At 57.1% G+C, this 25,682-nt stretch carries 19 protein-coding genes and 2 pseudogenes; 14 read left to right on the top strand and 7 right to left on the bottom strand.

Translation table 11 applies throughout. The features are described 5' to 3' along the window. Nucleotides 1–323, top strand: a 323-nt coding sequence (locus AAE029_RS22125) for a hypothetical protein (RefSeq protein ID WP_371075045.1), incomplete at its 5' end; no start/stop codon positions are given. Nucleotides 324–423: 100 nt separating this feature from the next. Here the strand turns inward: AAE029_RS22125 and AAE029_RS22120 are convergent. Further along, nucleotides 424–3,159, bottom strand: a complete 2,736-nt coding sequence (locus tag AAE029_RS22120; RefSeq protein WP_371075044.1) for an AAA family ATPase — start codon at nucleotides 3,157–3,159, stop codon at nucleotides 424–426. 257 nt (nucleotides 3,160–3,416) lie between these two features. Here AAE029_RS22120 and AAE029_RS22115 point away from each other — a divergent pair, with 257 nt between their 5' ends. The 3 genes from AAE029_RS22115 (at nucleotide 3,417) to AAE029_RS22105 (ending at nucleotide 6,847) form a co-directional block, all read left to right on the top strand. Continuing rightward, nucleotides 3,417–4,088, top strand: coding sequence for a hypothetical protein (locus AAE029_RS22115; protein ID WP_371075043.1), 672 nt, complete (start codon nucleotides 3,417–3,419; stop codon nucleotides 4,086–4,088). Between the two features lie 201 nt (nucleotides 4,089–4,289). Continuing rightward, nucleotides 4,290–5,957 carry an AAA family ATPase gene (locus AAE029_RS22110; RefSeq protein WP_371075042.1) on the top strand — a complete coding sequence of 556 codons (1,668 nt, stop codon included), beginning with the start codon at nucleotides 4,290–4,292 and terminating at the stop codon, nucleotides 5,955–5,957. Next, the gene (locus AAE029_RS22105) at nucleotides 5,954–6,847 is read left to right on the top strand and encodes an HNH endonuclease (protein ID WP_371075041.1); all 894 of its coding nucleotides are present in this window, start codon (nucleotides 5,954–5,956) and stop codon (nucleotides 6,845–6,847) included. The genes AAE029_RS22110 and AAE029_RS22105 overlap by 4 nt, the downstream gene beginning before the upstream one ends. A 309-nt stretch (nucleotides 6,848–7,156) precedes the next feature. Here the strand turns inward: AAE029_RS22105 and AAE029_RS22100 are convergent, their stop codons facing one another. Then, entirely contained in the window at nucleotides 7,157–7,501 is a 345-nt protein-coding gene (locus AAE029_RS22100; RefSeq protein ID WP_371075040.1) for a hypothetical protein, read from the bottom strand. Nucleotides 7,502–7,892: 391 nt separating this feature from the next. Between AAE029_RS22100 and AAE029_RS22095 the strand changes: the two genes are divergently transcribed. Beyond that, nucleotides 7,893–8,078 carry a hypothetical protein gene (locus AAE029_RS22095; protein ID WP_371075039.1) on the top strand — a complete coding sequence of 62 codons (186 nt, stop codon included), beginning with the start codon at nucleotides 7,893–7,895 and terminating at the stop codon, nucleotides 8,076–8,078. Between the two features lie 73 nt (nucleotides 8,079–8,151). After that, nucleotides 8,152–8,694 carry a hypothetical protein gene (locus AAE029_RS22090; protein WP_371075038.1) on the top strand — a complete coding sequence of 181 codons (543 nt, stop codon included), beginning with the start codon at nucleotides 8,152–8,154 and terminating at the stop codon, nucleotides 8,692–8,694. 426 nt (nucleotides 8,695–9,120) lie between these two features. On the opposite strand, the pseudogene AAE029_RS22085 reads toward AAE029_RS22090, so the two are convergent. The 3 genes and pseudogenes from AAE029_RS22085 to AAE029_RS22075 all read right to left on the bottom strand — a co-directional run. Next, nucleotides 9,121–9,897, bottom strand: a pseudogene (locus AAE029_RS22085) (IS256 family transposase); the annotation flags it as partial. 84 nt (nucleotides 9,898–9,981) lie between these two features. Next, the gene (gene ltrA, locus AAE029_RS22080) at nucleotides 9,982–11,499 is read right to left on the bottom strand and encodes a group II intron reverse transcriptase/maturase (RefSeq protein WP_371075037.1); all 1,518 of its coding nucleotides are present in this window, start codon (nucleotides 11,497–11,499) and stop codon (nucleotides 9,982–9,984) included. A gap of 612 nt (nucleotides 11,500–12,111) precedes the next feature. Continuing rightward, nucleotides 12,112–12,594 (bottom strand): annotated as a pseudogene (locus AAE029_RS22075) (transposase); the annotation flags it as partial. Between the two features lie 523 nt (nucleotides 12,595–13,117). Between AAE029_RS22075 and AAE029_RS22070 the strand changes: the two are divergent. From AAE029_RS22070 to AAE029_RS22045, 6 genes are all read left to right on the top strand, one after another. After that, on the top strand, nucleotides 13,118–14,035 hold the full coding sequence (locus AAE029_RS22070; protein ID WP_371075036.1) for a recombinase family protein: 918 nt from the start codon (nucleotides 13,118–13,120) through the stop codon (nucleotides 14,033–14,035). Between the two features lie 561 nt (nucleotides 14,036–14,596). Continuing rightward, on the top strand, nucleotides 14,597–15,811 hold the full coding sequence (gene repA, locus AAE029_RS22065; protein WP_371075035.1) for a plasmid partitioning protein RepA: 1,215 nt from the start codon (nucleotides 14,597–14,599) through the stop codon (nucleotides 15,809–15,811). Next, the gene (repB, locus tag AAE029_RS22060) at nucleotides 15,808–16,797 is read left to right on the top strand and encodes a plasmid partitioning protein RepB (protein WP_371075034.1); all 990 of its coding nucleotides are present in this window, start codon (nucleotides 15,808–15,810) and stop codon (nucleotides 16,795–16,797) included. Before repA ends, repB begins: the two co-directional genes overlap by 4 nt. A 187-nt stretch (nucleotides 16,798–16,984) precedes the next feature. Next, nucleotides 16,985–18,199: a plasmid replication protein RepC gene (gene repC / locus AAE029_RS22055; RefSeq protein ID WP_371075033.1), complete on the top strand. Its 1,215-nt coding sequence runs from the start codon at nucleotides 16,985–16,987 to the stop codon at nucleotides 18,197–18,199. A gap of 1,040 nt (nucleotides 18,200–19,239) precedes the next feature. After that, on the top strand, nucleotides 19,240–19,767 hold the full coding sequence (locus AAE029_RS22050; RefSeq protein ID WP_371075032.1) for a transposase: 528 nt from the start codon (nucleotides 19,240–19,242) through the stop codon (nucleotides 19,765–19,767). 250 nt (nucleotides 19,768–20,017) lie between these two features. Beyond that, nucleotides 20,018–20,458 (top strand): hypothetical protein, encoded by a 441-nt coding sequence (locus AAE029_RS22045; protein WP_371075031.1) that lies wholly within the window; start codon nucleotides 20,018–20,020, stop codon nucleotides 20,456–20,458. Nucleotides 20,459–20,534: 76 nt separating this feature from the next. On the opposite strand, the gene AAE029_RS22040 is transcribed toward AAE029_RS22045, so the two are convergent. Then, nucleotides 20,535–21,452 (bottom strand): nucleotidyl transferase AbiEii/AbiGii toxin family protein, encoded by a 918-nt coding sequence (locus AAE029_RS22040; protein WP_371075030.1) that lies wholly within the window; start codon nucleotides 21,450–21,452, stop codon nucleotides 20,535–20,537. Beyond that, a complete protein-coding gene (locus AAE029_RS22035) occupies nucleotides 21,442–22,272 on the bottom strand; it encodes a type IV toxin-antitoxin system AbiEi family antitoxin domain-containing protein (protein ID WP_371075029.1) in 831 nt (276 codons plus the stop codon). The genes AAE029_RS22040 and AAE029_RS22035 overlap by 11 nt, the downstream gene beginning before the upstream one ends. Nucleotides 22,273–22,731: 459 nt before the next feature. On the opposite strand from AAE029_RS22035, the gene AAE029_RS22030 reads away from it, so the two are divergent. Both AAE029_RS22030 and AAE029_RS22025 read left to right on the top strand, forming a co-directional pair. After that, on the top strand, nucleotides 22,732–24,864 hold the full coding sequence (locus tag AAE029_RS22030) for a ParB/RepB/Spo0J family partition protein (RefSeq protein WP_371075028.1): 2,133 nt from the start codon (nucleotides 22,732–22,734) through the stop codon (nucleotides 24,862–24,864). A 101-nt stretch (nucleotides 24,865–24,965) separates the two neighbouring features. Beyond that, entirely contained in the window at nucleotides 24,966–25,622 is a 657-nt protein-coding gene (locus AAE029_RS22025) for a hypothetical protein (protein ID WP_371075027.1), read from the top strand. Nucleotides 25,623–25,682 lie beyond the last annotated feature (60 nt).

Raw genomic sequence — 25,682 nt, 5'->3', positions numbered from 1 at the left:
TAAGCAAAAATCTCATCGATGCGATGAACTCCGCGATCGAGGAGGAGATCATTCAAGCGGAGCCGCGCGCGGCGGAAAGCGACTCAGAATCAACACTCCAGGAACGCGTCGAAATGCTTACCAAGCTAGCTCCACGCGCCGGCGTGGCTGCAGGCCGGCTGGCAATTGCGATCACGGCAATCCAGGATCGGATATCAGCAATCGCTGAGGAAGCGAGCGACGACCAAGGGCCATCCTTTACACCTGCAAAAGATGACAAAGACATTTTCGGAGACGAACAGCTACGTGACCTGTTTACCTCCCTACTCGATGAGACGACCTGAAGCAAAAGGCGCTATGCAAGCCTTGATAGGCGATAATATCGCGATGAGACTTGGACGATCCGGACGGCGCTTTGACCGCAGATCGACACTGGAGTCTCAGTTACTGACGCTGCGACAGCGATTTGTAAAAGATCTTTGAAGCGCCTGGCGCTGGTTCGAATTTGAAGCAGTCGCAATATTGATCGATGGCATTCATCACACCCAACAAGGCGGGAGCGGTGAAGCTCAATGTCTGGCCGGTTCCCCAATGGCTGAGGAAATTTCCGACGATCGTTGTCATATTGGAATTAAGGCCAGCTTGTTGTGTCGTGCTCAGCACTAACGAGTTAGCCGCGTTGTGCAATTTTACAGCCGCGTCGATTGCGTTCAAAAATTCACCGGCAAGCTGCTTATTGTCGTTGAAGGCCACATCAACGGGGACAGGAATGCGTAGCCGGCTGATGAGCTCGCTGAGACGATATTCGAGATATTGGCGAACGCCCTCCTTCGCGAAGTCGACCTGGCCTGCCTGAAGCATAGAAATCGTGTGATCGCGCACCTTGTTAACGGCACCCGTCTGCGGAAGAACCGCGAATTGCGGCATGCCCTCCAGTCGCTGGTGCCACCAAATGCCGGACGTTGCATGCTTGTTGAAGAGTTTTTCCAGCATCGTGTCATGGCTGAGAATAATGACCTGCAAGCCATTAGGATTTCCCGGTCGTGCAAAGGTCTTGCGCAACAACTCGATGAGGAAGAGCTGATGACCCGCATCGAAACTGGATGTGACGTCATCGAGAACAATGAACTTGGGCATACCGCCGTAGAGTGACGCGGCCGCGAGATACAGCGCGATGGCAAACGCGTTGCGGCAGCTTTCCGACAACAGTGCTTGAGGCGACAGGTCTGACAACCCATAAAACTCTGCGAGGCGGATCTGGAGATCCTCGCTATTCGCCCGCTTGGATACTGCCGGCGTGACACCGAGAAATGACATTTCGCCGAAATTTGCCTTGAAGATCGGTTCGATGGCGGCCAGTCGCGCCTTGCTAATGGCGGTTTCGGCGACCGCGAAATCGGAGGACGCGCGGTCGAGGAAGGACTTGATTCGGACTACTTGGTCCGCCCGCTTTTTCGCGGCGTCACGATTTGTCACAGCTTCATCAAGCTTGATACACGCCTCCTGAATGCGTCTTGCCGCCTCAACCTTTTTCGTGACTTCCACGGACGATTGCGGCAGTTCCTTTTCGAGCTCAGCTTGTTCCTTGCGGAGCGCTTCATCACGTTTGTCGGCGCGCGCGCGTAGATCGCTCAGCCATTCGCTCAGACCCCTAGCCTCTTCCCCGGTAATCACCCCTTTCATCGCCCGATCTGCGGAAAGTGCTATTTTACGCGCTGACGCCTCAGTTTCGAGCAGCTTTTCCAATCCCGTGAGGTTCGTCCAACCCGCCTCGTTCCATTCGAGAGCCACTGCCTGAGTTGCGGAATCCAGCGCGGTAAAATCCGCCAGCTTTCCGTTGACATGATTTTGAAGATCGTGGGGCACGTCGCTATCGCACAGAGGGCAGACACCCCTGTTAGCCCATTCCGGCAACTGCAGCGCCTTAGCCCCGGCCTGAAATAAGTGAAGCATGACGTCGCCCGCCGTCTTTGCAACAGCTTCCTCACGGGCCACGGCAAGTTCCGCTAACTTACCACTACGAATGGTATCCGGTGCCTGCACGGTTAAAGTGAGCAGATCCTGTCTGTCACGAATACACTGCGTCAGGCGCTCTCGCTTAGGGCCGCCCTCGGCAGCCTTCACCGCCTCTATGCAAGCATCGATGTCGATTTCCCGAAACTCCCTTCCCTCGCACAACTCCTTCAGAGGCCCAATCTGTTCGAGCGCCTTGTGGCACACTGCCAACGTTTCCGGCAGAGACATCTGTGTCCAGTCCTGTCCGGCCAAAATTGCATAGTCTCGATGGATTGAGTCGCCGGCATCCCTGATGCCCTTTTCAGCATGGGCCTGATTTTGGGCAATGGTTGCCGCGTTGAAATAATTATTAAAGGCTTTCGTATGCGCGAGCGCCGCCAAAGCCTGACGGATATAACTGTATTCTGACAATCCCAACAGCCCCGCAAAAGTGCGGCCGCGGGCTTGAGGTTTGGCGGCGATGAAGTTTTGAAACGTGGGGCCGTCGAGAAGGACGAACTCCCGGTCCAAGGTCTTTAGGACGGCGCTGCCGTCCCACGGCGCTGTGGCCGTAACGGTGCGATTGCCGAGCTGATCGCGTATCACGATGATTTCGCACTGTTGGCCGGTCACCGCCTCAACAAGCGCGAGTTTGATCGTTGCCGTTTTCGCGCCATGGAAGCGGTTGAGATAGTAGTCTCCGTCTCGATCGGTAGCCGGAAGGTCATCGAGCCAAGGCAGACGGCCGGAAATTGCGAACCGTATAGCATCATAGATCGAAGTTTTGCCGACGCCATTGACTGCTGAGACACTGTTGACCTTGTCAGGCTTAAACTTGAGCTCAAGCGGCTTTCCCTCGTTGTTAATGCCCCGGAACCCTTCAATACTCACGCCTTCCAAAAACCATCCGCCCGCAACCGACGCCGGGAGAGGTGTCGTAGAAGCAGCAACAGGCGGCACAACAATTACCGACGAGCTCACGTCGTCGGAACTCAATAGAGCATCGTATAGACCCGTCCAGACGTCACCCGGAACGTAGGACTCATCGCGCAACTTCGGAAAAGTCCCAACCAACACGCTGCTTAGTAAGCTGTCGCTTCGGGCAAGATGAGCACTAAATGCGTTCAGATTGGTTTCTATCTCGGCGTTTTCATCAAAGCCGAATGCCGGTGTTGGCGCTGCCATAAATTCTCTCCCCCGAAATATAAGCGGCGTATATATCTCACCATCGCACAACCATTAGCTTTTGATGTAGCGGAAGGAAATCTTCTGTTGCAATAATATTGCGTTGGGTTCGGGATGTTAGTATTTTTCTCCCGGTGATTCCTTCCGGACCTGTCGCCAGGTCAAAGTGGAACTAATGGTTCAGTGAATGATGATGACGCGATCTCTTTGGTCGCCTCGTAATTGGCGACAGGCGACCCAGTTCCAAAGGGATCTTCATGACCGGTGTTCTTCTTTCGGACGACAATCTCTACGAGCTCAAGGCCTATCTCCGGCGGCGGCTTTCGGCGTTTGCTTTTAGGTCCTCTCATATAACCGAGGCCATGGCAGCAGCGCTGAGCTTTAAGACGCACGCGTCTCTACTTGCAGCCATACGGCAACAGCCTGGGTACCGACCATTGATTGGCGATTTTCAAGTCAGCGCTTTCCTTAGGAGGCTGACCTCGTTCAATATTTCCACATCTGTGGCAGCTATCTCTATTCAAGCTGAAGAGATTCGTGCCCTACCTGATCGTACGTGGCTGGACGCAGGCAGGGCTGGGATCGAGCTAAGGGATGTTTGGTTTCACGAGTGCAAGTTGCGCGACATTCCTTTCCTCTACGTCGTTCGCAATAGGAAATACGGGGAGCTTCATTGGGACTGCGTCTCCATCGACCCTGGGCACGAGTCGCATGTCCAAGGGCAGGAAGGGACGGAGCTGGTGAGGTCGATGTTCTCAACCTATCAGACGATCGCTGGAAGGCTCCCCAATAAATCGGAGTTTTTCGGTTCGAGTTTCGTCGGATCGATAAAAGGCCTGCCATTGGAGCTTCTCGGTGACATGGCCGATGAGATCTTCATGTCTCTCTATCGGCCGCTACAGCGATACAAGCTCCCAACCATAAATTGAATCAAGTCTGGAGAACAGCCATCGCCACATTCCCGTTTCCGCGAACGTCGTGTTCGGGAAAAAGCGCAACATCGATATTGTTGTCGGTGCCGTCCGGGTGTTCCGGCTTGGACGCGCTCTGGCGACAGCCCGCAAAGGTGCCCAATGAGCTCGGGCTTGAGGAACAATCCGTTTCAAATATTCCCTTGAGGAGATAGAGCGTTGACGATCACCGTTCAGTCGCCGAACCGAAATGGCATAAGCCCTTTCTCGACGATCTTCGCCCTTCAGCAGGACAATTGGAACGACTTCAGCTTTCGGACCCTCTATCACCTGTATCATCGGACAGATGATCCACATGAGCCGCCGACGTTGATCGGCGGCGTGAAGATATTGCGCGAGGGGCAAACAAAGTTCGATGATCTTCAAATCGGGCGAGATTTCGAGAGCCTCGATGATCGGTTCTGCTCGGTTGGCAGCTCGCTCGATTACTACCAGCGGCTTAATGAGATACCGCGACCTCAGCGTGATCAGATCCTGGATTCCTTGCGCGACGTGGTCGCTTTTCCCGAACTGCGCGACCGTTTCAGGAATGAACCCGGCTGGTCAATCTCGCTCTTCCGCGACAATCCCGATCCCGACGGATTTCTTGAGGATGCTCATTCGATCTATTCCGGCAACTTTTCAGAGATCGCCGATGTCAATCAATCCCTCACCTTCATTCCGGCGAATTGGGGCACATCAGTCTCTCTCGATTTTGACGCGCCGCGGCCCAATCTGCCGTCTACGCTTATTTGGCCCATGCCCGGAAAGCTCCCCAAAGGGCTTCCACGTCGTATCATTGCTATGATCGGGCGCAATGGCTCGGGCAAGAGCACGCTCCTTTCGCGCATCGCGCGCGTCGCGTACTCACCGCCCTCTGAACGCCTAAGGGCGGAAATCTCTGCCATCGGTCGGTTCGAACCGCTTTCCGTGGGTTTCATCAAGATCATCGCGATCTCATATAGTGCTTTCGACAACTTTATCGTTCCCGGTCTCTATGAAACGGACTTGCAGCAGATTGCAACTGACATCGAGAAGGGAAAGGGGCGATACATCTACGCTGGCCTCCGAGACATCGTTGCCGAGGTCCGTGACGATTTAAGGACCGCAGCAGCGAGAAATCTCCCGGTTTCTGAGAGGGCAGTCGTCGCAACACAGGATCGGCGGACAACAACACGATTGAAGTCGCTCGACCAGCTCGCAGATGAGTTCGACCGGCTGATCCAACAAATTTCCCTGAATAATGATGGCCCCCTGCTCGACGAGGCTCTTAAGCCAATTTTCGATGATCCGTCATTTGCTGATGTCGAAAGCCTACAGCTTCTCGAAATGGTAGGGAGCGATGCACGATCAGCCTTCCTTAGTTGGAGCACAGGACACAAGATCGTTCTCCATGTGGTTGCCTCGCTTGTGGCCCATGCCACTCAGAAGTCGATCGTGCTATTCGACGAACCAGAGACACATCTCCATCCACCGCTGATCGCGGCTTTGATGCACTCCCTCCGAATAGTGCTTGAGCGAAAGAACGCGGTCGCGATCGTCGCTACCCATTCTCCCGTTGTTCTCCAGGAGACTCTCGCACGTCATGTGAGAATTGTTCGCCGGGCGGGAAGCCATTTCGATGTTATCGCCCCAGGCTCGGAGACCTTCGGGGAAAATGTCGGAACTCTGACCTACGACACCTTTGGTCTGACGGCAAAAGCGACTGACTTTCATGCGGTGCTCGATTGGCTGATCGAAACTCACTCATCGCTCGACGAAATCAACCAATTCTTTTCGCCCCGACTGAGCGGTCAAGCTCTCGCGTACGTTATGGCTGGTTTGGCGCGAAAGGCTCAACAGCAGTGAGGAATCTGCCGCTTCCGTCCCGCGATCACGTCAGGCAGCACCTGACAACTGCGCTTGAAGTGTACGAGTGGAACGACGTTGCATACGGCTATCCCGCGACGGACGCCGAGATTGATGCTGTGATCGCTCTGTACGATGCCTACGATCTCGGAGGCGGCTCGCCAGATGAAAACCTCAAGGGTGGTGACCTCAACGCGGCTTTGAAGAGTGCGATCCAATCAGCATATGGTTTTACACAGGTTAGCAGGAAACTCGCGTCCATTCGCAATGACCTCATGCGCGGAGTCGAGCACTGCCCCATTTGCGGCATATCGGCTCCACGTCAGCTTGACCACTACCTTCCCAAAGCGACGTTCCAACCTCTTGCTGTATATACCCGCAACCTCGTGCCAACCTGCGGAGAGTGCAATCAATCAAAATCCGCTACTGTTGCAGCGGCGGCTGGCCAGCAGTTCGTTCATGCATATTTCGAGCAACTTCCACAGGTCGACTTCCTTCAAGCCTCACTGACAACTGATGGCGGCCTCGTGGTCAATTTTCACATAGATGGGAACGTCGGTCTGCCGCAGTTACTCCACGAACGCCTAACCTTCCAGCTGGTTCGGCTCCACTTAAATGAGCGCTACGCTCGTGAGATTAACACCTATCTTACTGGGCACACGGTGGCCCTACACCTGTCGTTCCGTCTTGGAGCCAACGCTGGAGTACGGGACTTTCTCATACAACAGGCACAGGTTGAGTTTGCTCGGTTTCACCGAAACCATTGGCGGCCGGTGCTCCTACGAGCGCTCGCCGCCGATCACGGCTTTTGCAATGGCGATTTCATGAGCATTCTGCCCACACCTGCCGCCGACCTTCCGATGATCGAAACTCTTGTCGTCGGTGAATGAAGCCTCCAGAAGATGTTCGACGAAGACTGCGATTGAACGCAGCGAATGCGGGTCGGTGGTCCGACCCGTTTAACGCAAAGGGGCCGAGCCGGAGCCACGAGGATTGCCGCAGAATGCAGATGCCGGCCCATGGCTCATTTAAATAGCGGTTTAAGCACATTACCGAAATCCGGTGCTTGAAGGTTAGCAACCGCTCTCAACACAGTGGCCAGTTCGTAGGCCCTCTTCCCTGTAGTCTTTACTGCGTCCTCCCCGCCAAACGGGTTGCCTTCAAAGTTGTCGACGAAGCGGGCACCAGCAGCCTGAGCCTCACACTCGTTCAAAAAAGGTCATGACGCGGTACACAATCTTCGGATCAATAGAGTGCCAATCGACATCTGCCGGATAAACAGGCGCCTCGGGAAGCATTATTCCGAGAGGCGTCTTTGTCTGCTCATAATGCGCCTCGGATGCGTCCAGCAACTCCGCGCACTTAATAGCGTATGCTTCAAGCGCGGTGGCAATCCGAATGCATAGATAGATCCGGTCGCGCTTGCGGCTCGATTGACCTCGGAAGTAGTCTACTATGAACGACGCGGAGCCAGAGACGATCCCCGTGCCCAGGACGGCCAGTATGATTTCCTTCGTCGTCCAGATTGAGATTTCGTCAGCCATATGCCCCTCGAATACCGCTACGACAGGACTTTCATGGTGCGCGACCGGCGTCAACCGGGTCCACGCAACCGGTGCTCTTCCGAACTCTTAAGCAGTCGAACGACGTTAGGATGCATTCCTGCCTCTTCGGTCGAGCGCTATGTCCAAAAACAGCTTGATCATGCCAGTGGGGAAACGGCCCGCAAATACCAGCGCCGGCGACCGCTTCGCGTCAATATCACCAAAGCCTCAGGCTTTGAGGGGCCCTCCTCTGCCCGATGTGAAAATCGTTAGGCGAAAATGGGGTTTCGGATTTTCAGCTTAAAGGTCCAATCGATATCGGAAGGTAAATGCCATCAATTCTGCCCCGCTTAGTACTTGGGGCAAAAGCGGGTGGCAGCGCGGTCCTGCCATGAAGAACCTGCTTTCCTCCCCTGAGCATGCCGACACGCTCTCACTTGATGCGTTGAGCAGTCTTGTCTCTGGTCTGCTGGAAACGTCGCAGCACGCGGAAGCCCGGTTCGACAAGCTTGACAGCGACAACGTCCAGGTTCGGGATGAAAATGCCAACCTTCGCCTTGAGAGGGAAACGAACTAGAAGGCCATCATCGAAAACGACAACCGGGTGAAGTATCTGATAAAGTCCTTTATTGTGGGTAGGAGGGCACATCGTGAAACTGGGATTTGGAGATGAACTTTCTAAAATAGATCGGTACGATCAACTGGCCGCCATTCGAAAGGGCGAGCCGTTACCACCCCCGACCGGAAAGCCCGCTGAACTTCACACGCCCTCCGAGCGTGAAGGCCTACGGCTAAGAAACGAGCGATGGCGGAAGCAAGAGGAAGACCTTGCCGTCGCTTTGGCGACCCTACGTCGAGACGCGATACGGGACGAAACAATCAAGGCCGCAGCGGCTGCTATTCAGCATGCGGGTATCAGTGCTGCCGGAAGAATCCGAGGCAAGACGCTGCTGATCGGGGCGGCTGATAATACGAGTCCTGAATATTCCAAAGCGATCATCAGAGAGAAGTTAGCCGAGGCTGAGAAACCAGGAGCGCCGCCTTGGGCGCTCGTCCTATGGAAGGCTGCCCTTGCCTCAGTTGAGCTGAAAGTGCAGGTGGTTATCGCCGTACCTCCCGTAACCGTTTGTTTCGAAATCGACCTAATCAAATTCGCCACAGAGGTGAAACGACTCCGAGAGCTCGAGATTTGAACGATTTAGCATGTCGGAAAATTGCGATTTCGAAGATATGGAAGTCCCGCCATGTCTTGCGCTTCGCTTCCTAGGATTTTTACCGACCAGATCCTGTCCCAAAGCCGCGTTGGAGTTATTAGGCTGTTCAAAAAACGTGGTGCCCGCTCACTCGATGCCATCACCACGAGTCACGTCTGGCCACACACCAACCATTGAACAACGATCTGCAGGATTTGGTATCTAGCGGAGATCTCGGGCGGCACGATGAGCCATGATGGTCTGATCGCCCGCGATACCCCGCTCCGTTTGATGAAGACGTGCCAGCTGCCCCCCCTCTCCTTTCGCAACTCCCACTACGCAGATTTCCCGGGATCAGCTGAACGCGCGCGCTGCTGTCAATGCCGCGTGAAATTTACCCAAAAGTGCCGAAGTAAAATTCCCCACTTATGCCGACGTGGACGACAAGGAGAGATGGCCATTTTTCGGTGGCCTGCCGCGCGGTTTTGGTGGCGGCGCGAAGGCGGGCGGAGTGATGAGCGGATCATCGCTCATTGTGGCGATTGTCTCAAGTGTCATGTAGCGGGATCGCTGGACGGCCCATTCATTGTTCTGTTCGAGCAGCAGCGCACCGACCAGGCGCACGATGGCGTCGTCGTTGGGGAAGATGCCGACGACCTCTGTGCGCCGCTTGATCTCGCCGTTCAATCGCTCAATCGGGTTGGTCGAGTGAAGTTTGGCCCAATGCTGCTTGGGAAAGGTCATGTAGGCGAGCACGTCTTGCTCGGCACTGTCCATGAGACTGGCGAGCTTCGGTACCTTTGCCCTGATCTGGTCGGCGACGTTGCGCCACTGAGTGCTTGCGGCCTCCGGCGTGTCCTGAGCGAAGGCCGTGGCAATGAAGGCGGAGACAACACGGCGTCCGCTCTTTCCAGCATGGGCCAAGGCATTGCGCATAAAGTGCACCCTGCAGCGCTGCCAGGTGGCGGAAAGCACCTTCGATACTGCGGCCTTGATGCCCTCATGGGCATCGGAGACGACGAGCTTGACGCCACGCAGGCCCCGCCTGGTCAGCTTTCGAAGAAACTCGGTCCAGATCGCCTCGGCCTCGGACGTGCCGATCTCCATGCCGAGCACCTCGCGTCGGCCGTCGGTGTTGGCGCCGACGGCGATGATTACGGCAACGGAGACAATACGACCACCGCGCCGGACCTTGAGGTAGGTCGGATGAGTAGGCGATACGCGCCTTACCGCATTGCGGCGGCAGGTCTCGCATCGCCTCTCGCCGAACCGGACGTGCGCCTTTCGCTACGCATCCGGCTCTCCAGAAGACATGGCAAAGTCAGGCATATCCATCCACGCAAGACGATATCGCTCGACAGGTGTCCAGCAGAGCACATGTTGCTCAATGGATCCCTCTCGCCAGACCCGTCTCGTTGCCCGGCGTCTGCTTGGCTGTTTCGAGCCCCACAGTTCGCTTGGGGTAGCCTTTGGACGTTTCTTACGTAGCCAGCAGTACAGACGCAGGCCAATGTACCAGTCTAGAGCGACAAATACGCGGCCGGCACCTACACAGTAGCGATAATAATTCGCCCATCCGCTGGTAATGGCATTCACCCCTCGAAGCTTTTCGCCAAGACTGACGGATATGCTATCACGTTGCGTCAGTTGCTTGACTTTGTGACGCAGGTTCGCGGCCTTTGCCTTGGGTATTTCAACGCGCGGGCCGTAGCCATAGCGTTTGTCCCAATGCACACTGAAGCGGAATCCGAGAAACTCGAATCCCTCTGTCATGGCCGTAACCTTCGTCTTTTCCGGCGACAGCGTCAGTCCGGTTGTCTTGATCAGGTAGTCGGCCAGAGCAGATTTCTCTGCCATTGCCTCCTCCAGCGATCCAGACACCAGAACCACGAAGTCGTCGGCGTAGCGCACCGGCAGATACACACAGCGTCCTGCTATACGATCGCTGTCCCGGGCGCTCGCCGCTGCCGCCACCCCGTTGCTTTTGCGACGGGCTTGGGTCTTTTTGCGGTGATAGGTCCACCTTTCATACCGCTCCTCGATCGCGCTAAGGGCGATGTTTGCGAGCAAAGGTGAGATGATCCCGCCCTGAGGGGTACCGGCGTCCGTCCGGAGGAATTGATCCTCCGTCAAAACACCGGCCTTGAGGAATAATCCGACCAATCGCACCACTCGTCGATCACCGATGCGCTTTCGCATCCGCTCGAGCAGGTGATGATGATTGATATTGTCGAAGCATCCTTTGATGTCCCCCTCAATAACCCAAGGGTATGGCAGCCGGTCTCGCCGAGTGTCCTTGTCCCGCTTCTGCGGCAAGGCTGCCCGACGAATGTACTCCAAGGCACCATGGGTGTTTCTGCCGGGTCGAAACCCATAAGAGACATGCCAGAACTGTGCCTCGAAGATTGGCTCCAAAAGGATCTTAACCGCGCCTTGCACGACGCGGTCCCTGATGGTGGGGATGCCCAAGGGCCGGAATTGCCCCGGTTTCCCGGCCTTTGGAATGAGCTTGCGTCTGGCCGGACTTGGCCGATATGCGCCGCTGCGCAGATCCGCTTGAAGATCGACCAGAAAGCGCTGTTCACTCCTGTTCCGAATACGCCCCACCGTCATCCCGTCAACCCCGGCCGTGCGCCCACCTTTGTTGGAGGCAACGCGCTGCCAGGCGTGCCGCAGCACCCTGAGGTCGGTCAACCAACCCCACATGTCGCGCCACTGATCATCGGGATTAGCCCTACTCCACTGATAGAGTTTGCTTTGAATGCCGAGTACCCAGACCTTATCGGTCCGATGATCCGTGTCCACAGATCACTCCTCCGTCTTTACAAGCCTATCGTCTTCCTGCTTCCCTTCGCCCTGTGCGTGGCTTTCCCGCACTCCGACTACTACGAAAGCTCCGCCCTTGGTGTCGTCCCTATCTGGCCGTCGCAGCGAGCCCGGCTTCCAACCGGGCAGACGATCCAAGTTCCCGTGTTCCGATTTCCAACCTTGTGCCGTTAGGCGGTGAGCTCTACCCCGTGCAATGCGGGAGATGGGGCATAGGAGCCAGTCCCATCTCGGGTCTCATTGAGAACCCGGCAACAAGGATCGACGAACCTTACCGCCTCTGATTGCTCTTCGTGCTTCCACGCCATCACGTCGATGGAAGCGATATGTGTATTCCGAGGCTTCTGGCGCCCACTTCGTTGTCTCGCCATAGGCATTGCGGTAGCCCGGCCCGCGGTTGATGGACAGCGTCCGGTACAGTTAAGGCCAATCTGCTTATGCAACCCAACCGGCGACGCCCGGTCAGGCTTCTCGGCCCCCTTCAACCCACTGCTCCTGTGAATCGGGCGGCATCGCAGCCGCCGGTCAAAAATCGGCAAGCTCGAGAGGTTACGCTAAATCATAAGCACCTCCCGCGCCGCACGGCGCACCATCGATCCACAGGTAGGGCCATTCTCCTTCGATGGGCCTGTCGAGGAAGGCCTTCACCTTCTCATCGATCTCCTCGCACAGCCGGGATACCTGGCTTTTGGAGATACCGCTCATGCCCATGGCCTTGACGAGGTCATCAACCGAGCGGGTCGAAACGCCCTGGATGTAGGCCTCTTGGATGACCGCCGTCAGAGCCTTCTCGGCCATGCGGCGCGGCTCCAGAAAGCTCGGGAAATAGCTGCCGGTGCGAAGCTTGGGAATGCGCAGCTCGACGGTGCCCGCTCGTGTCTCCCAATCCCGGTCGCGATAGCCGTTACGCTGGGCCAGTCGGAAGCCATTCTTCTCGCCATAGCCCGCGCCGGTCTTCGTGCCCACCTCCAGCGCCATCAGCTTCTCGGCAGCAAAGTCGATCATCTCGCGCAGCAAATCGGCGTCAGCGCTCTTCTCAACGAGTGAGCGCAGGTTCATCATGTCGTCGGTCATCGGTGGTGTCCCTCAGGTTGGCTCTAAGCAACCCGACCCTACCGGAAATCACCGATGGCTATGAAATCCAGCTACACCACTCCATGGGACACGATCTTTGCGTCTCATTAACCATATGAATTAATGCTGTTCTTTTCTGTAACGGAAGCGAACATTCCACTTTCTTCCGTCACCGCATAAGCCGCTCAACGCCCATGCCTCACTTCCGATAAGTATCTGGTATCGAATGTGTTTCGCAGGTGCTGCCGGCATGGGCGCCCTCCCCTGCGCTGGCGCCACGCAATTGGTCCAGTCGACGTCAGTTCGCTCTCCCCTCCCCTCCTCTAATCCCTTGTATTTCGGCGCTTTCGCCATAGAGGGCCACCCACGCGCGTTGGGTTGCCGCCATGACCCGACGATCGTCCGCAGCGCGATTTCGAGTCCGGCGGGCCGCCATTCTGAGGATAAAACACGCTTGCAAAGGAACGTTTACTCACGCATTGTTTATTTGTACAACGCTCTCTGGAAAAGGCGCGAAAAAGCCGTGGCAAAACAAAAAGCGGTTACACCATCGCCGGCCCAAAGACGGCTGATCGGCTACGCCCGCGTCTCAACCGACGATCAGCTTCATGATGCCCAGATGAGCGAGCTCCGTGCCGCAGGCTGTGATCGGATCTATCAAGAGCACGGCTCGGGTGCTTCGCGCGCTCGCCCGGTGTTGACCCGATTGCTCGCGGAGCTCACCGCTGGCGACGTTCTCGTCGTGGTGCGGCTCGATCGGCTGGCGCGATCCGTCAGTCACCTACTGCAGGTCATCGAGAATCTCGAAGAGCGCGGCGTCCATTTCCGGTCGATCCGGGATCCGATTGATACCTCTACGCCCCAAGGAATGTTCTCCCTCCAGGTTCTCGGTGCTGTCGCCCAGCTTGAGCGGGCGCTCATCGCCGAACGCACCAAGGCTGGCATTAATGCTGCTAAAGCCAGAGGAAAGCTCCCCGGAAATCCTGGTCTGCGGGAGCGCCGACCGGAGGCGATCAAGGCAGTGTCGAAAGCACGCGAGAAATTGTATCTCGACGATCTGATCTCGTCGGCACAAACTTGGCTGCCGACGGTGCGGCAGCTCCGGCCGCAGCATAGCTGGGAGAATGTCGTGCGGGTTCTCAATCGACGCGGTCATGACTGGACCGTCGAGCGCCTTCGCCGCGCCGTTCATCGCATGGTCCGCGAAAAACTCGCTGAGAAAGAGCTCCTCGCCCGCTCCCCCCGCCGAGCGCCGGAAGATCATCTCATGAAGCTCGTCGCCGCGATTGCCATTGCCGATCCCGATCTATCGCTTCGCGACATTGCCGCTCAACTGGATCAGATGGGAGAGCGGCCTGTGCGCGGTGGCAAAAAATGGCAGCCCTCCTCCGTCCGCGACCTGCTGGATGAAGCCCATCGCTTTGGCCTCATCCGCCATTAAAAGCACCTTCATCAGCCGCCTCGCAGCCCCGTACTGCTATTCCTGGCTTCGCCGCATCGGCTTTAATCCTTCAGCTTGTAAAATTTCAGGCGTTCGACGGGATCTGGTGAGCAGCCGGAGACGCTCGACGATTTCAAGCCGGTTTTCAGGAGGCGCCCGCAATTTTCCGCGCGATCAAACATTTGGTGAATTTGAAAGGCCGGATAGGATCGTCGTGGACCTTGACCCCTTGCCGGGGCGATCTAGCTTGCGGCCATCTCGGCGGGTTCCGGGAGCGATTCGCTTGCTTTGAAGTTGTTCAAGCGCCTTTGATTACTCATAGCGAGTTCTCTGCCCAGGATTCTCGACAACAAGGTTCAAGGAGGCCCGGTTGTCCCAAATGCTTGTTTCACTTGGGAATTGCTCGCGCTTCAGCCCATTTGCCTTGAGAAACCAGTAGCTTCGTTAAGATTTTGTTTACCATAAATAGCTTGCCGCGCCGACAGAATCGGGGCTTATTGCAACAGCGGTGTAAATCGAGTTGAACGCCGCAAAGCGCTGTTTTGGAAAATCGGGCTGAAAATGAAGCGGACGGCTGAACAGAAAATTGCGGCACAAGAGACGTTGGTCGATCTGATCGAGCGGCACTCCTCGGCGCTGGCGACACAGCTCCAAGCCCACCATCTGAGCACCTTCCCGCCTGTCGCGGAGAAAGGGATTCGCCACTTTCAGCCATCTGAAGCGGCCAAGCTCGTCGGTGTCAAGGAAGTCTATCTCCGGCAGGTATCCAACGATATTGAGGATCTTGAAGTTAGTATAACTGCCGGTGGCCGCCGCTCTTATTCCGTAGAAGATATCGACAAGATCCGCCGGCACCTCGACCGTGTTGGCCGGGCTGATAGGCGGTATTTGCCTCACAGGCGTGATAGCGAAGCACTGCAGGTCATCTCCGTCATGAATTTCAAGGGCGGCTCAGGCAAGACCACAACGGCTGCGCATTTGGCGCAATTTTTGGCATTGCGTGGCTACAGGGTTCTGGCGCTCGACTTGGACCCTCAGGCAAGCCTCTCGGCGCTTTTTGGCAACCAACCCGAGCTGGATGTCGGCTCGAACGAGACGATGTATGGCGCCATTCGCTATGATGATGAGCGCCGGCCAATTCAGGAGATCATTCGATCGACCTATATCCCGGATCTGCATCTCATCCCGGGCAATCTGGAACTCATGGAATTTGAGCATGACACGCCGCGTGCGCTGATGAAGCGGCAGGCAGGTGACGTGATGTTCTTTGAACGCGTTCGCCAGGTGTTGGACGAAGTCGAAAGCAATTACGATATCGTCGTCATCGACTGCCCGCCGCAACTTGGCTATCTCACCTTGTCTGCCCTCACAGCGGCAACGTCAGTGATCGTGACGGTTCACCCCCAGATGCTTGACGTGATGTCGATGAACCAGTTCCTGGCGATGGTGGCTGATCTTCTTCGCGAGGTCGCAACTGCCGGAGGAAATGTTGATTTTTCGTGGCTGCGTTACCTGATCACGCGCTTCGAGCCAGCTGATGGGCCGCAGAATCAGATGGTCGGCTACCTGCGATCGATCTTCGGTTCGCATGTTCTGAATTTCCCGATGCTGAAAACGACAGCCGTTTCGGACGCAGGACTGACCAACCAGACCCTTTATGAGGTCGAACGAGGTCAGTTTACGCGCACCACATACGACCGAGCCCTCGAAGCGATGAACAATGTCAATGAGGAAATCGAGACCTTGATCAAGAAGTCTTGGGGGAGAGCTGCATGAGCCGGAAAAACCTTCTCAATCTTGTCGCGGTGGATGCCGCCCGTCCGACAAAAACCCAAGGTCGTCCCCTGCTCTCGCCTGCCGCGCAGCCGGAGGACGGTTCTGCCGACAACAAGCTTGTCAAACAGGTCGGCACTACCATTCGTGAAGAGAAGGCGCGGCAGGCTCGAGCCGATGAGATCGAACGACGGTTAGCCGAGGGGCAGACCGTCATTGAGATTGACCCAGCCGATATTGAGCCCTCCTTTGCGCAAGATCGTATGCCCGGCGATATCGAGGGGCTGATCGCCTCCATAAGGGAAAGCGGACAGCAGGTGCCAATCCTCGTGCGCCCTCATCCGGAGCAGAGTGGGCGCTATCAGGTCGCGTTCGGGCATCGTCGCCTGCAAGCCGTTCACGCTCTTCAGAAGCAGGTCCGGGCGATCGTTCGCGAATTGACCGACGAGCAGCTCGTCGTGGCGCAAGGTCAGGAAAACAATGAGCGCCAGGATCTGACCTATATTGAGAAGGCTCTCTTTGCGGACAATCTCCAGCAGCGTTTCTCAAGGGATGTCATTATGGCAGCCCTGTCCGTCTACAAGAGTGATCTCTCCTATATGTTGTCCGTGGTGGTCAGGATCCCAAGGGAGCTGATTAATGCGATCGGCCCTGCCCCCGGGGTCGGCCGCCGCAGTTGGGTTGAACTTGCCGATCTGTTGGCCAAGGATGGCGCGCTTGACGCGGCGAATATTTTTCTTGCCACCTCCGAAGCCAAAGCCCTCCCCTCGGAGGCCCGCTTCAAGTCGCTCGTGACTCATTTGAAACCGCGGTCGACGACGGTGGCTGCACACGTGTGGACAACTGACAGCGGCAAGCGTCTCGCCAAAGTCCTCAGCACGGATGGGAAATTGGAAATTGCAATCGACAGAAAGGAAGCGCCGGAGTTCGCCGCGCTCGTCCTGGAGACGCTTGAGGGTCTCTACCGCAAGCACCGTTCGTCGAAATAACATACCCGATCAACAGACCACGGAGAAAACCCCGCAAAAGAAAAGAGCCCCCTCAACGTTGCCGTCGTGGAAGCCCTTATCTGTTCTGTAGCAAGACAGAGAATCGCATTTCCATGAATCTTCGTCAAGAGTCTTTGGCACCGTTTTGGTGAGCGGATTTCTTTTGCCTTCTGAAAGGTGAAAGACGATGCATACGGGAAGTGTGACGACGCCGTTTGGACGGCGGTCGATGACGCTTGCCCTCGTGAAACGGCAGGTGGCCGCGAACGAGATCAAGCAAGGCAAGTCCGTCGAGAAGTGGAAGGTCTTCCGTGATGTTGCTGAAGCCAGGGAGATGCTTGGCCTGCAGGATCGCAGCGTGGCCGTCCTGGACGCGCTCCTGACGTTCCATCCGAGCAATGAGCTTCGGCAAGACAAGCCCATGGTGGTCTTTCCGTCAAACGCCCAACTGGCGCTACGCGCCCATGGCATTGCCGGAGCGACACTTCGACGGCATCTGGCCATCCTCGTGGACGCGGGACTTATTGTGCGGAAGGACAGCGCCAACGGCAAGAGATTTGCGCGGAAGGATCGTGACGGCGAGATCGAGACTGCCTTCGGGTTCGATTTGTCCCCTCTTCTCTCGCGCGCTGAGGAACTTGCTCTAATGGCACAGGAAGTCGTGGCGGCCCGTACCGCTTTCAGGAACGCTAAGGAAACCCTCACCATTTACCGCAGGGACGTCAGAAAGCTGATCAGTGCGGCCATCGAGGAAGGTGTTGACGGCGACTGGCACGCAATCGAAAACGCCTATTTGGATCTGATAGCTCGCCTTCCACGCACGCCGTCGCACACCGACGTTGAAAGCACCCTGAACGAAATACAGCTGCTTTACACTGAAATCCTCAACCGCTTGAGAATTCAGGAAGAAGCCGAATTAAATAGCGCCAATGATGCCCATAGTGAGCGTCACATACAGAATTCAAAACCCGAATCCTTTAATGAACTTGAACCTAGCTCTGGAAAAGAGCAGGGAGCAAAATCCGGTGGAGGAGGCGTGCCGCCGCGCTCGGCGAACCTATCCTTCCCGTTAAGCCTGGTGTTGAAAGCCTGCCCGGAAATCTGCGCCTACGGGGCCGGTGGGGCGATCGGCACCTGGCGTGACATGATGTCGGCTGCGGTGGTTGTGAGATCGATGTTGGGCGTCAGCCCGTCGGCCTATCAAGAGGCCTGCGAGGTGATGGGGCCTGAAAACGCAGCTGTGGCGATGGCCTGTATCCTCGAAAGAGCAAACTTCATAAATTCTCCTGGAGGCTATCTGCGCGACCTTTCGAGGCGCTGGGAGCGCGGCGAGTTTTCACTGGGGCCGATGGTCATGGCGCAGTTGAGAGCGAACAATGGGGACACAGTTAGGCGCGCCTAACCACGGGCGACCCGGCTCGTGTTGGTGGTTTATTCGCCGATTTGAAATCGGGTGACGCTCAGAGTTGGCGCCTACCGGTGCTCCACGCTTCCCAGAAGCCTGACTGCGGAAGCCAGAGTTGCACCTGCGGGGTCAAATCCGATTGGCTCTTGGACACCTCCTTGCCAGAGACAAGGCCGCGGTGACAGAACAGTAGGTGATGGATTGGCGGCGCGAGGTCTTGCCCATGTCCGTGGGTCGGAGGGATGCCGGAAGGGGTTTCAATCAACAACGACTGAGACTGCTTCTCGGATAGCTTTGGCCGGGCTTTGTTTCCGGCGTTAGGCGCGCCTAACTGCATTTGTCTTCGGGTCTTGCGATCATTCCATGCCCCGGGGGGGTTGAGCTAGCTGTCACGTGCCGGGCAGGTCTGGCGCTGCTAGGGCAAGTGATAAAGTCGCGAACGCGAGCTTGTATTGTCGAGTTAGGCGCGACTAACTACTGCGCAGAGTTAATGACCTCCTGTCGGCCGGCGCGACGTTTTAAAACCGTCTGGGCGCGGCGACAGAAGCAGCCATCAATTGGGGTCAGCCTATTGACTGCAGCCCGGTTTTCAATTCAAGGCGCGCATCGTTGTCGGCGATAGACCCGATTTCAACGATGCCAGACGTCCGGGCGAGATAGGTCCGATTAAGACAACCAAAATCCCGGCAAGGCGGTAGGGCAATTGTTTTCTGAGATGTGCGCCAACATGGACGAGCCTGGCGCGGCCATACTGCGGACTCGTATCGGACGAGGATTCGATGCTACTTTTTCAGGAGATTGTTCCGAGTAAGGATATGGCAGCAGATCGCTGTCGATCAATCTGAAAGGCATGTTGATCAAGAGCTTCGCCGGAGTAGCCCTCGCGGATCAGCTTCAATTCTGGAAGTAGCAGGTGAGGGCGGCGGTAGTCGCCGCACCTGCCACGGGAACCTTCCGGGCAGAGATCCTCGGGCTAGATTGACGCGGGCGGATTGATGGATATTCCGCCTAGCTGAGCCAGGTGATCGCGGATGTGAGTGTTTCTCGATGCCCCAGGCCTGAATGTTGACTCTTGGATCGAGCTGGCCGACAAAGCAGTAATTCACAGAGGACGGTCAATGCCTAACGAAGAGAATCAGATTCCGCCGGACGGTGCCGGCAACGCGGAAGTTGAGCCGCCTGCGCCGAAAAAGACTTCAAGGGCCAGGAAGGCAACGGCGGCAAAGACCGGGGTAGGCTCGTCCAAACCCGTGAAGCCAAAAACCCGCGGCCTCAGCGATCAGGAAAAACTTGAAAAGGTCGGTCAGATCGAAGCCGAAGTCGCTGGTGGCGCAACCTTGAAGGATGCCGTCAAAAGCGCGGGTATTTCCGACCAGACGTATTATCAATGGAAGAAAGCGACGGCTCAATCTCCCGCACAGGTTTCGGTCGTATCTGTCTCCGTGGACGATGAACTTGCCGAGTTCAATCAGCTCGAGGAAGAAAATCGGAGGCTCCGAAAGCTGCTTTCTGACAAACTACGTGCGGAAAACGCCGCTCTTCGGAAGAGACTGGGGATGAGCTAGCGGTCTGACAGCATCTCTCATCAAATGATTTCCACGCATCCGCAGCGTTTGATGGCTTTTTGAAAGGTGCCACTGACTACGTCAGTGGGCGTCATCATCCAACCCAATATTTCGGCATATGAGAACATCACGATCCAATTTCGTCGTCGAATACAAGACGAACAGGCGCCATACAGGGGTCCGACCAAAGTCGATATGGGGCAATCTGGACTTGCGGGCGGTGGCTCGCGCGGTCGAGGCCGACAGTGCCATGACCGAGGTTGATCTGCCTCAACTCCATACCGGCGTGAAAAATATCGACGCAGTGGAACCCATTGTGGTTACCCCAGATACGCCGGTTGGCATCGACAGCTCTCCGGGCACTCCCGCTGCAATGCCTTCGCCAGACAAAGCTGCCGAGCCGACAGCTGGCGAGCATGACGCGCTCGACGGCGGACCTTCTGCGCTGGAGCAACCGGCCTCTGTGCAAACAGGGACTTCGAAATCTCGAGCAGCGACACGTCGCTCTCAGATCCCACAAAGTCCGGTGCTGCTCCAAAATCACTGCGACCTCTCAGTTCAGCACGGTTCGGACGAGGAGCTGGCAGCTCTTGAGGCTGAAAACCGCCAACTCAAACGCCTCCTCATCGTGAGCCTTCGCGAGGAGAACGAAAGGCTCAAGTCCATGCTTCGGCGATTTGGCGGCTCCTAAGCTCTGCAATCTATAGGTCATGGCTCCAGACGCGTGGGGACGTGCTCTGGGTCCGGAGTGAACAGAGCTACCCCAATTAACGGCTGAAGAGGCGCTCGATTTCTCGACGCTGCTCTGCGTGTTTTGTTGGATTGTCGTTCTTTAGGCGTTCCAGGTTCAGAAGCTTCCATCGTACGGCCGGCAACTCAAGTGCAGCCGGCAGCCCGATGGCATCGAAGTCAGGCTCGATGTCGTGTAGAGACAGCAGGAACTTTTGGGCTGCGTCGTCGAGGCGTTCGCGGATGTCGGCGAGAAATCGCTCACGGGTCTGCAGCAATTCGTCCAGCGAGACTTTTTCGATCGTCATGCCCTCGAATTCTCGATTGAAGACATGGGAAATCTCTGACCGGTTCGGCGCCAGCAATTCGTGTGGCGGACGTCCAGAGCTCACCACGTAGACCAGGAAAGTCCGAAACAGCAAATCGCTGATGCCTTCGTTTTCGTAAAGTAACTTGATATCGAACAGGTCGCGAGGATGTTGTCGATCGACTGCTGCATGCATCTTACCACCGAAGAGATCTTCGAATGCGACAACCTGCATTTCAGCAAATCCAAACTCGTCTTCGACCCGGTCGCTCACCCTTCGTCGTTCGACGGGATGAACCGTACCTCTGGCGACGGGGGACGTCTCTATCTTGATCGCCGTTTGCCCGCGCCTGACTTCGATACGCGTATCGCCACCACCGCCGCCGGCTATTCGCTTTGCCCGGACGTCCTTGATCCGTTCAACTTTGGCTGCGACACGATCCAGCGTCTGGTCGATGTCGATCAGGCTCGCCTCTCTCGGTTTGAGTGGCAGGTAGGTGAGATCGATATCGACCGAAAGGCGCGGAAGATCCCTATAGAACAGATTGATGGCGGTTCCGCCTTTCAGCGCGAAAGCGGGTTCGTCCGCAATCGCCGGCAGCACCTGAACGAGCAGCTTGAGTTGAGAGATGTATTGATCACGGGCCATTGGTGCCCTCTGTCTGTCCGGGTAGATATTCTTCGGGAATTGTGATTCGATAGATCGGATGGAGTTTCCCGCCCTTGACGAAAGAGCGGTCGCCGCTGCCTAGGTCGACGGCCGAACGATCGACGTGCTTGAGCCAAGCGTGCTTGTGGCGGTCGGCGAAGACGAAAAAAAGTCTCTTCACCTGAACCTTGGTGCAAGCCGCCAGAAGCTCTGTTACGCGGCGCGGACGCAGATTGCTCAACCCTTCAAAGATTGCGTCGATGTTGTGAAAGCTCTCGTTTTCCGGAAGTTCGTCTAACGCTTCCAAAACCGCCCGCTCCGGCGTCGAGGCCCGTATCGCCCAACGCTGTAGGTTCAGGATTTGGTCCGCCTCGGTTGGCAACGGCTCGACGCCGAGATCGGCCGTATTGAACAGGCGCGTGCTGCGGGCGATGACAAGACCGTTGGTAGGAAGACTAATCAGCCATCGGGGTGCGTTGCCATAGACAAAGATGTTTTCGGCCGCGCCGAGCGCGAGGTAATGCACGTGGCCTTGAAGCGCGAGTGCTGTGCGGCCGCCGACATGAAATTTGTAGTCCATGATCGTCTGTGCGGAAAGGACAGCGATACGCCAGTCCGTGCTTTTTTCCGCTGCACCCTCTCCTGGTAAAGGGCGTCGATAAACACCATGAATAACAGGTTCGAGCCAGCCTCGGCGAACGTAGTCATGTGTGGAGCTTCGGCGAATTTCCATTTTCCGCATCCATGCGGAGTCCACGAGGAAGCCGGCGGGGACCTCTTCTAATACGAACTTTAATTTTTTGCGTTTCTGTTCGTTCATAACGGACGAAAATTGCATGGAATAAAGTACGGGGCAAGTGCGCTTTAGAAATTTGAAAAAATGTCCGCTAAAAACGGACGTTTGCGAAATGTCGTGTGGCGACGAAGACGAGTCATGTGGAGTCCGCTGTGTCCGTCAAAACATCCCTGCACGGCGGCCCGAACTTTGCGAGATCCGTTTTAGGAAGCGAAGGGGAGGTCGGCTTCTTACTTAGAGCGCGGCTGCCGGCAAAGCGGAAGCTCGACGACCTTCATCTTCATTTCGGGCCTCCGTCACGAATGTAGCGACCGGTTAGCAATCGTCGGTGGCCACTTACGCCTGCCGCAGGAGAAGCTTCGCGCGGCGAGCAGACACCATGCGTAGCGGGGAGAGGAGGGGAGAGGGAGAGGAGGGAAGGGGATTTGTGGCGGGTTAGGAGGCTGGAGAGAGGTTCCGGCCGGTCCGCCATGGAGAAACGACATGGCTCAGGCCACATCCAAAATCACCCTCAGTGCAGCCCGGGATATTCCCTTCAACAAGCTGGTGCTCAGCCAGCAGAACGTCCGCAAGATCAAGGCAGGTGTTTCAATCGAGGACCTGGCGGAAGATATCGCGCATCGCGGTCTGCTCACCAGCCTCAACGTCCGTCCCGAGCTCGACGGCGATGGCAACGAGACCGGAATATATCGCATTCCGGCTGGCGGCCGCCGTTACCGCGCCCTCGAGCGATTGGTCGCTCAAAAGCGGCTGGCCAAAACCGCAGGCGTTCCCTGCATCGTGAGCAAAGGCGAAACGCTTGAAGTCGAGGACTCGCTCGCGGAAAACGTCCAGCGGGTATCCTTGCATCCGCTCGATCAGTTCCGCGCCTTCCAGACCCTGCGCGAGCGGGGGCTTGGTGAGGAGGAGATCGCCGCACGCTTCTTCGTCTCCGTTGCCACCGTCAGGCAACGCCTGCGTCTGGCGTCGGTCTCACCGCGGCTTCTCGATCTTTATGCCGAAGACGAGATGACGCTCGAGCAGATCATGGTGTTCTCGATCACCAACGATCATGTTCGCCAGGAGCAGGTCTGGGATACGGTCTCGCGCTCGCATAGCCGTGAACCCTATTACATCCGCCGGCTGCTGACCGAAACCGCCATCCGCGCCAGCGACCGCCGCGCCGTCTATGTCGGCATCGAAGCTTACGAAGCCGCGGGCGGTGTAACCATGCGCGACCTGTTCGAGCAGGATCAGGGCGGATGGCTGCAGGACCCGGCTCTGCTTGAACAGCTTGTGATGGAAAAGCTCAAGGCTGACGCCGAGGTGATCCAAATGAGCGAGGGTTGGAAATGGGTCGAAGCGGCCTTCGATTTTCCCTACGGCCACACATCCGGCCTGCGCCGCTTCTACGGCGAGCCGGCCGAAATGACTGATGATGAACTGGCACGCTATGACGCTACCCGTGCCGAATACGACAAGCTCGACGCAGAATATTCGGAGGCAGATGAGTACTCGGAAGCGACCGAACAGAAGCTCGAGGAACTCGGCCGCGAGCTCGACCGGCTCAATGATCGTCCCTACGTGTTCGATCCGCAGGAGGTCGCCCGCGGCGGCGTCTTCGTCTCGCTCGGCGCTGGCGGGGAGCTCAAGATCGAGCGAGGCTTCGTGCGGCCCGAGGACGAACCGAAGGATGAGACTGATCCGACGGATGATATCGGTGACGATCACGACGGTCATGACAGTGCTCTCCCGGTAACCGGCGCCGCTGGCGGGGAAGGCACCCAACCGGACGACGAGGACGAAACGATCAAGCCACTTCCCGATCGCCTGGTTCTCGATCTCACGGCAGTTCGGACGATCACTTTGCGCAATGCGCTCGCGAACGATCCTGTCATCGCCTTTGTCGCCGTCCTGCACGCCTTCGTCCTGAAGACCTTCTACGTCTACGGCTCGGACTCATGCCTGGAGGTGACGCTGCAGAGCGCTCGTTTCAGCCAGACGCCCGGACTCGGCGATACGGCCTGGGCGAAGGAGATCGATCAGCGACATGAGGCCTGGGGCCAGGATCTCCCCAAGGATCCGAACGATCTTTGGGATTTCCTGATCAAGCTCGACGAGGTCAGCCGGCACGCGCTGTTTGCCCATTGCGCCGCACTATCGGTCAACGCGGTGATCGAGCCCTGGAACAAGCGAACCCGGGCGATCGCCCATGCCGAGCAACTGGCCCGCTCGATCGGCTTCGATATGGTGGAAGCCGGCTGGGTGCCGACCGCCGACAATTATCTCGGCCGTGTCACCAAGGCCCGCATCCTTCAGGCGGTCCGAGAAGCCAAGGGTGACCAGGCGGCGGAACTGATCGGCCATCTCAAGAAGACCGACATGGCCCGCGAGGCCGAGCGGCTGATGACAGGCTGCGGCTGGGTACCGGAACCGCTTCGCATGACCGTCGAGGACGGCATCAACCAAACCGACGCTGTCGCCGATGATGCCTGCGTCGGGTCCGACGAGGGCGAGAGTGTATCAGAAGCCCCGGACCTGCCGGCCTTCCTGCTCGATGAGCCATCAACATCGAGCGATGACACCGGCGATACCGAGAGGGGGATCGACGGCGAGCATCTCGCCGCCGCCGAATAGGTTCGAGATCATATCAGCCCGACCCGATCGCCTTTGCGGTCGGGTCTTCTTCGCAAACAGCCCGGCCACCGCGCCGGGCTTTTCCGTTTCAGGAGGCAAATGTGCCTGGCTTCACCATTGAGACCACCTATCACCTGCCGGTCTTCCGGCATCGCACCTATGCGGCCGACACACTGGACGCGGCGTGCCGCGCCGCCATTGAGGATGACGGTTGGGATATCGCCGAGAAGGACTTCGATTCCTCAGGTCCAGTTCATGTCACCGGTATCTGGGATGGTGCACATGCGGCCTATGCGGGTCCACCGGTCCCTATCCCCCAGCAATTCAACGAACCCGTCCAGCGCCGGGCGCGTCATTTCGAGATCCTGCTAGGACTCTTGAAGATGCTGTTGGATGACGTCCGAGCGGCCCGGTCGCCGTCGCCCGATTGGCTCGCCCGGTCTGCCTGGGCGATCGCCCGAGGAGAAGCCATTCTCGCCGGCGACCCGGATCCTGAAGAGCCGGTCGACCCACCAAAGCTTTCCCACGTCCTGGTCAGGCTGCAGGAGGATCGTGTGCGCGATGCAATCAGCGCAGTGCTTGATGTCGACTCGAGCTATAGGGGTTTAACACCCGAGGCGGTGACCGACGACGAGGTCCACGCCGCGTGCCTGTCCATCGCCACAATGATGGACTTTTCCGACGTGGTCGGAAGTGCCGAATTCCAGGCGGCGCTCGCGGCGATCCGATCGGCGCATCGCCGGTTGGCTTCCGATTGATCCTTCTTCTTTCCCAGACATCCCTCAACCTCACCCGGCCACCGCGCCTGGGTTTCGTCC

The organism is Sinorhizobium sp. CB7 (genome assembly GCF_041357635.1).
Lineage (GTDB): Bacteria > Pseudomonadota > Alphaproteobacteria > Rhizobiales > Rhizobiaceae > Rhizobium.
The sequence above is the reverse complement of the archived record's forward strand: the minus strand, read 5'-3'. Positions and strand labels throughout refer to the sequence as shown.

What these genes read in the sequence shown, in the direction of transcription:
- AAE029_RS22120 (WP_371075044.1), bottom strand. Translation starts at nt 3,159, where the DNA reads ATGGCAGCGCCAACACCGGCATTCGGCTTTGATGAAAACGCCGAGATA.
- AAE029_RS22115 (WP_371075043.1), top strand. Translation starts at nt 3,417, where the DNA reads ATGACCGGTGTTCTTCTTTCGGACGACAATCTCTACGAGCTCAAGGCC.
- AAE029_RS22100 (WP_371075040.1), bottom strand. Translation starts at nt 7,501, where the DNA reads ATGGCTGACGAAATCTCAATCTGGACGACGAAGGAAATCATACTGGCC.
- AAE029_RS22095 (WP_371075039.1), top strand. Translation starts at nt 7,893, where the DNA reads ATGAAGAACCTGCTTTCCTCCCCTGAGCATGCCGACACGCTCTCACTT.
- repA (WP_371075035.1), top strand. Translation starts at nt 14,597, where the DNA reads ATGAAGCGGACGGCTGAACAGAAAATTGCGGCACAAGAGACGTTGGTC.
- repB (WP_371075034.1), top strand. Translation starts at nt 15,808, where the DNA reads ATGAGCCGGAAAAACCTTCTCAATCTTGTCGCGGTGGATGCCGCCCGT.
- repC (WP_371075033.1), top strand. Translation starts at nt 16,985, where the DNA reads ATGCATACGGGAAGTGTGACGACGCCGTTTGGACGGCGGTCGATGACG.
- AAE029_RS22045 (WP_371075031.1), top strand. Translation starts at nt 20,018, where the DNA reads ATGACCGAGGTTGATCTGCCTCAACTCCATACCGGCGTGAAAAATATC.
- AAE029_RS22040 (WP_371075030.1), bottom strand. Translation starts at nt 21,452, where the DNA reads ATGGCCCGTGATCAATACATCTCTCAACTCAAGCTGCTCGTTCAGGTG.
- AAE029_RS22035 (WP_371075029.1), bottom strand. Translation starts at nt 22,272, where the DNA reads ATGAACGAACAGAAACGCAAAAAATTAAAGTTCGTATTAGAAGAGGTC.
- AAE029_RS22030 (WP_371075028.1), top strand. Translation starts at nt 22,732, where the DNA reads ATGGCTCAGGCCACATCCAAAATCACCCTCAGTGCAGCCCGGGATATT.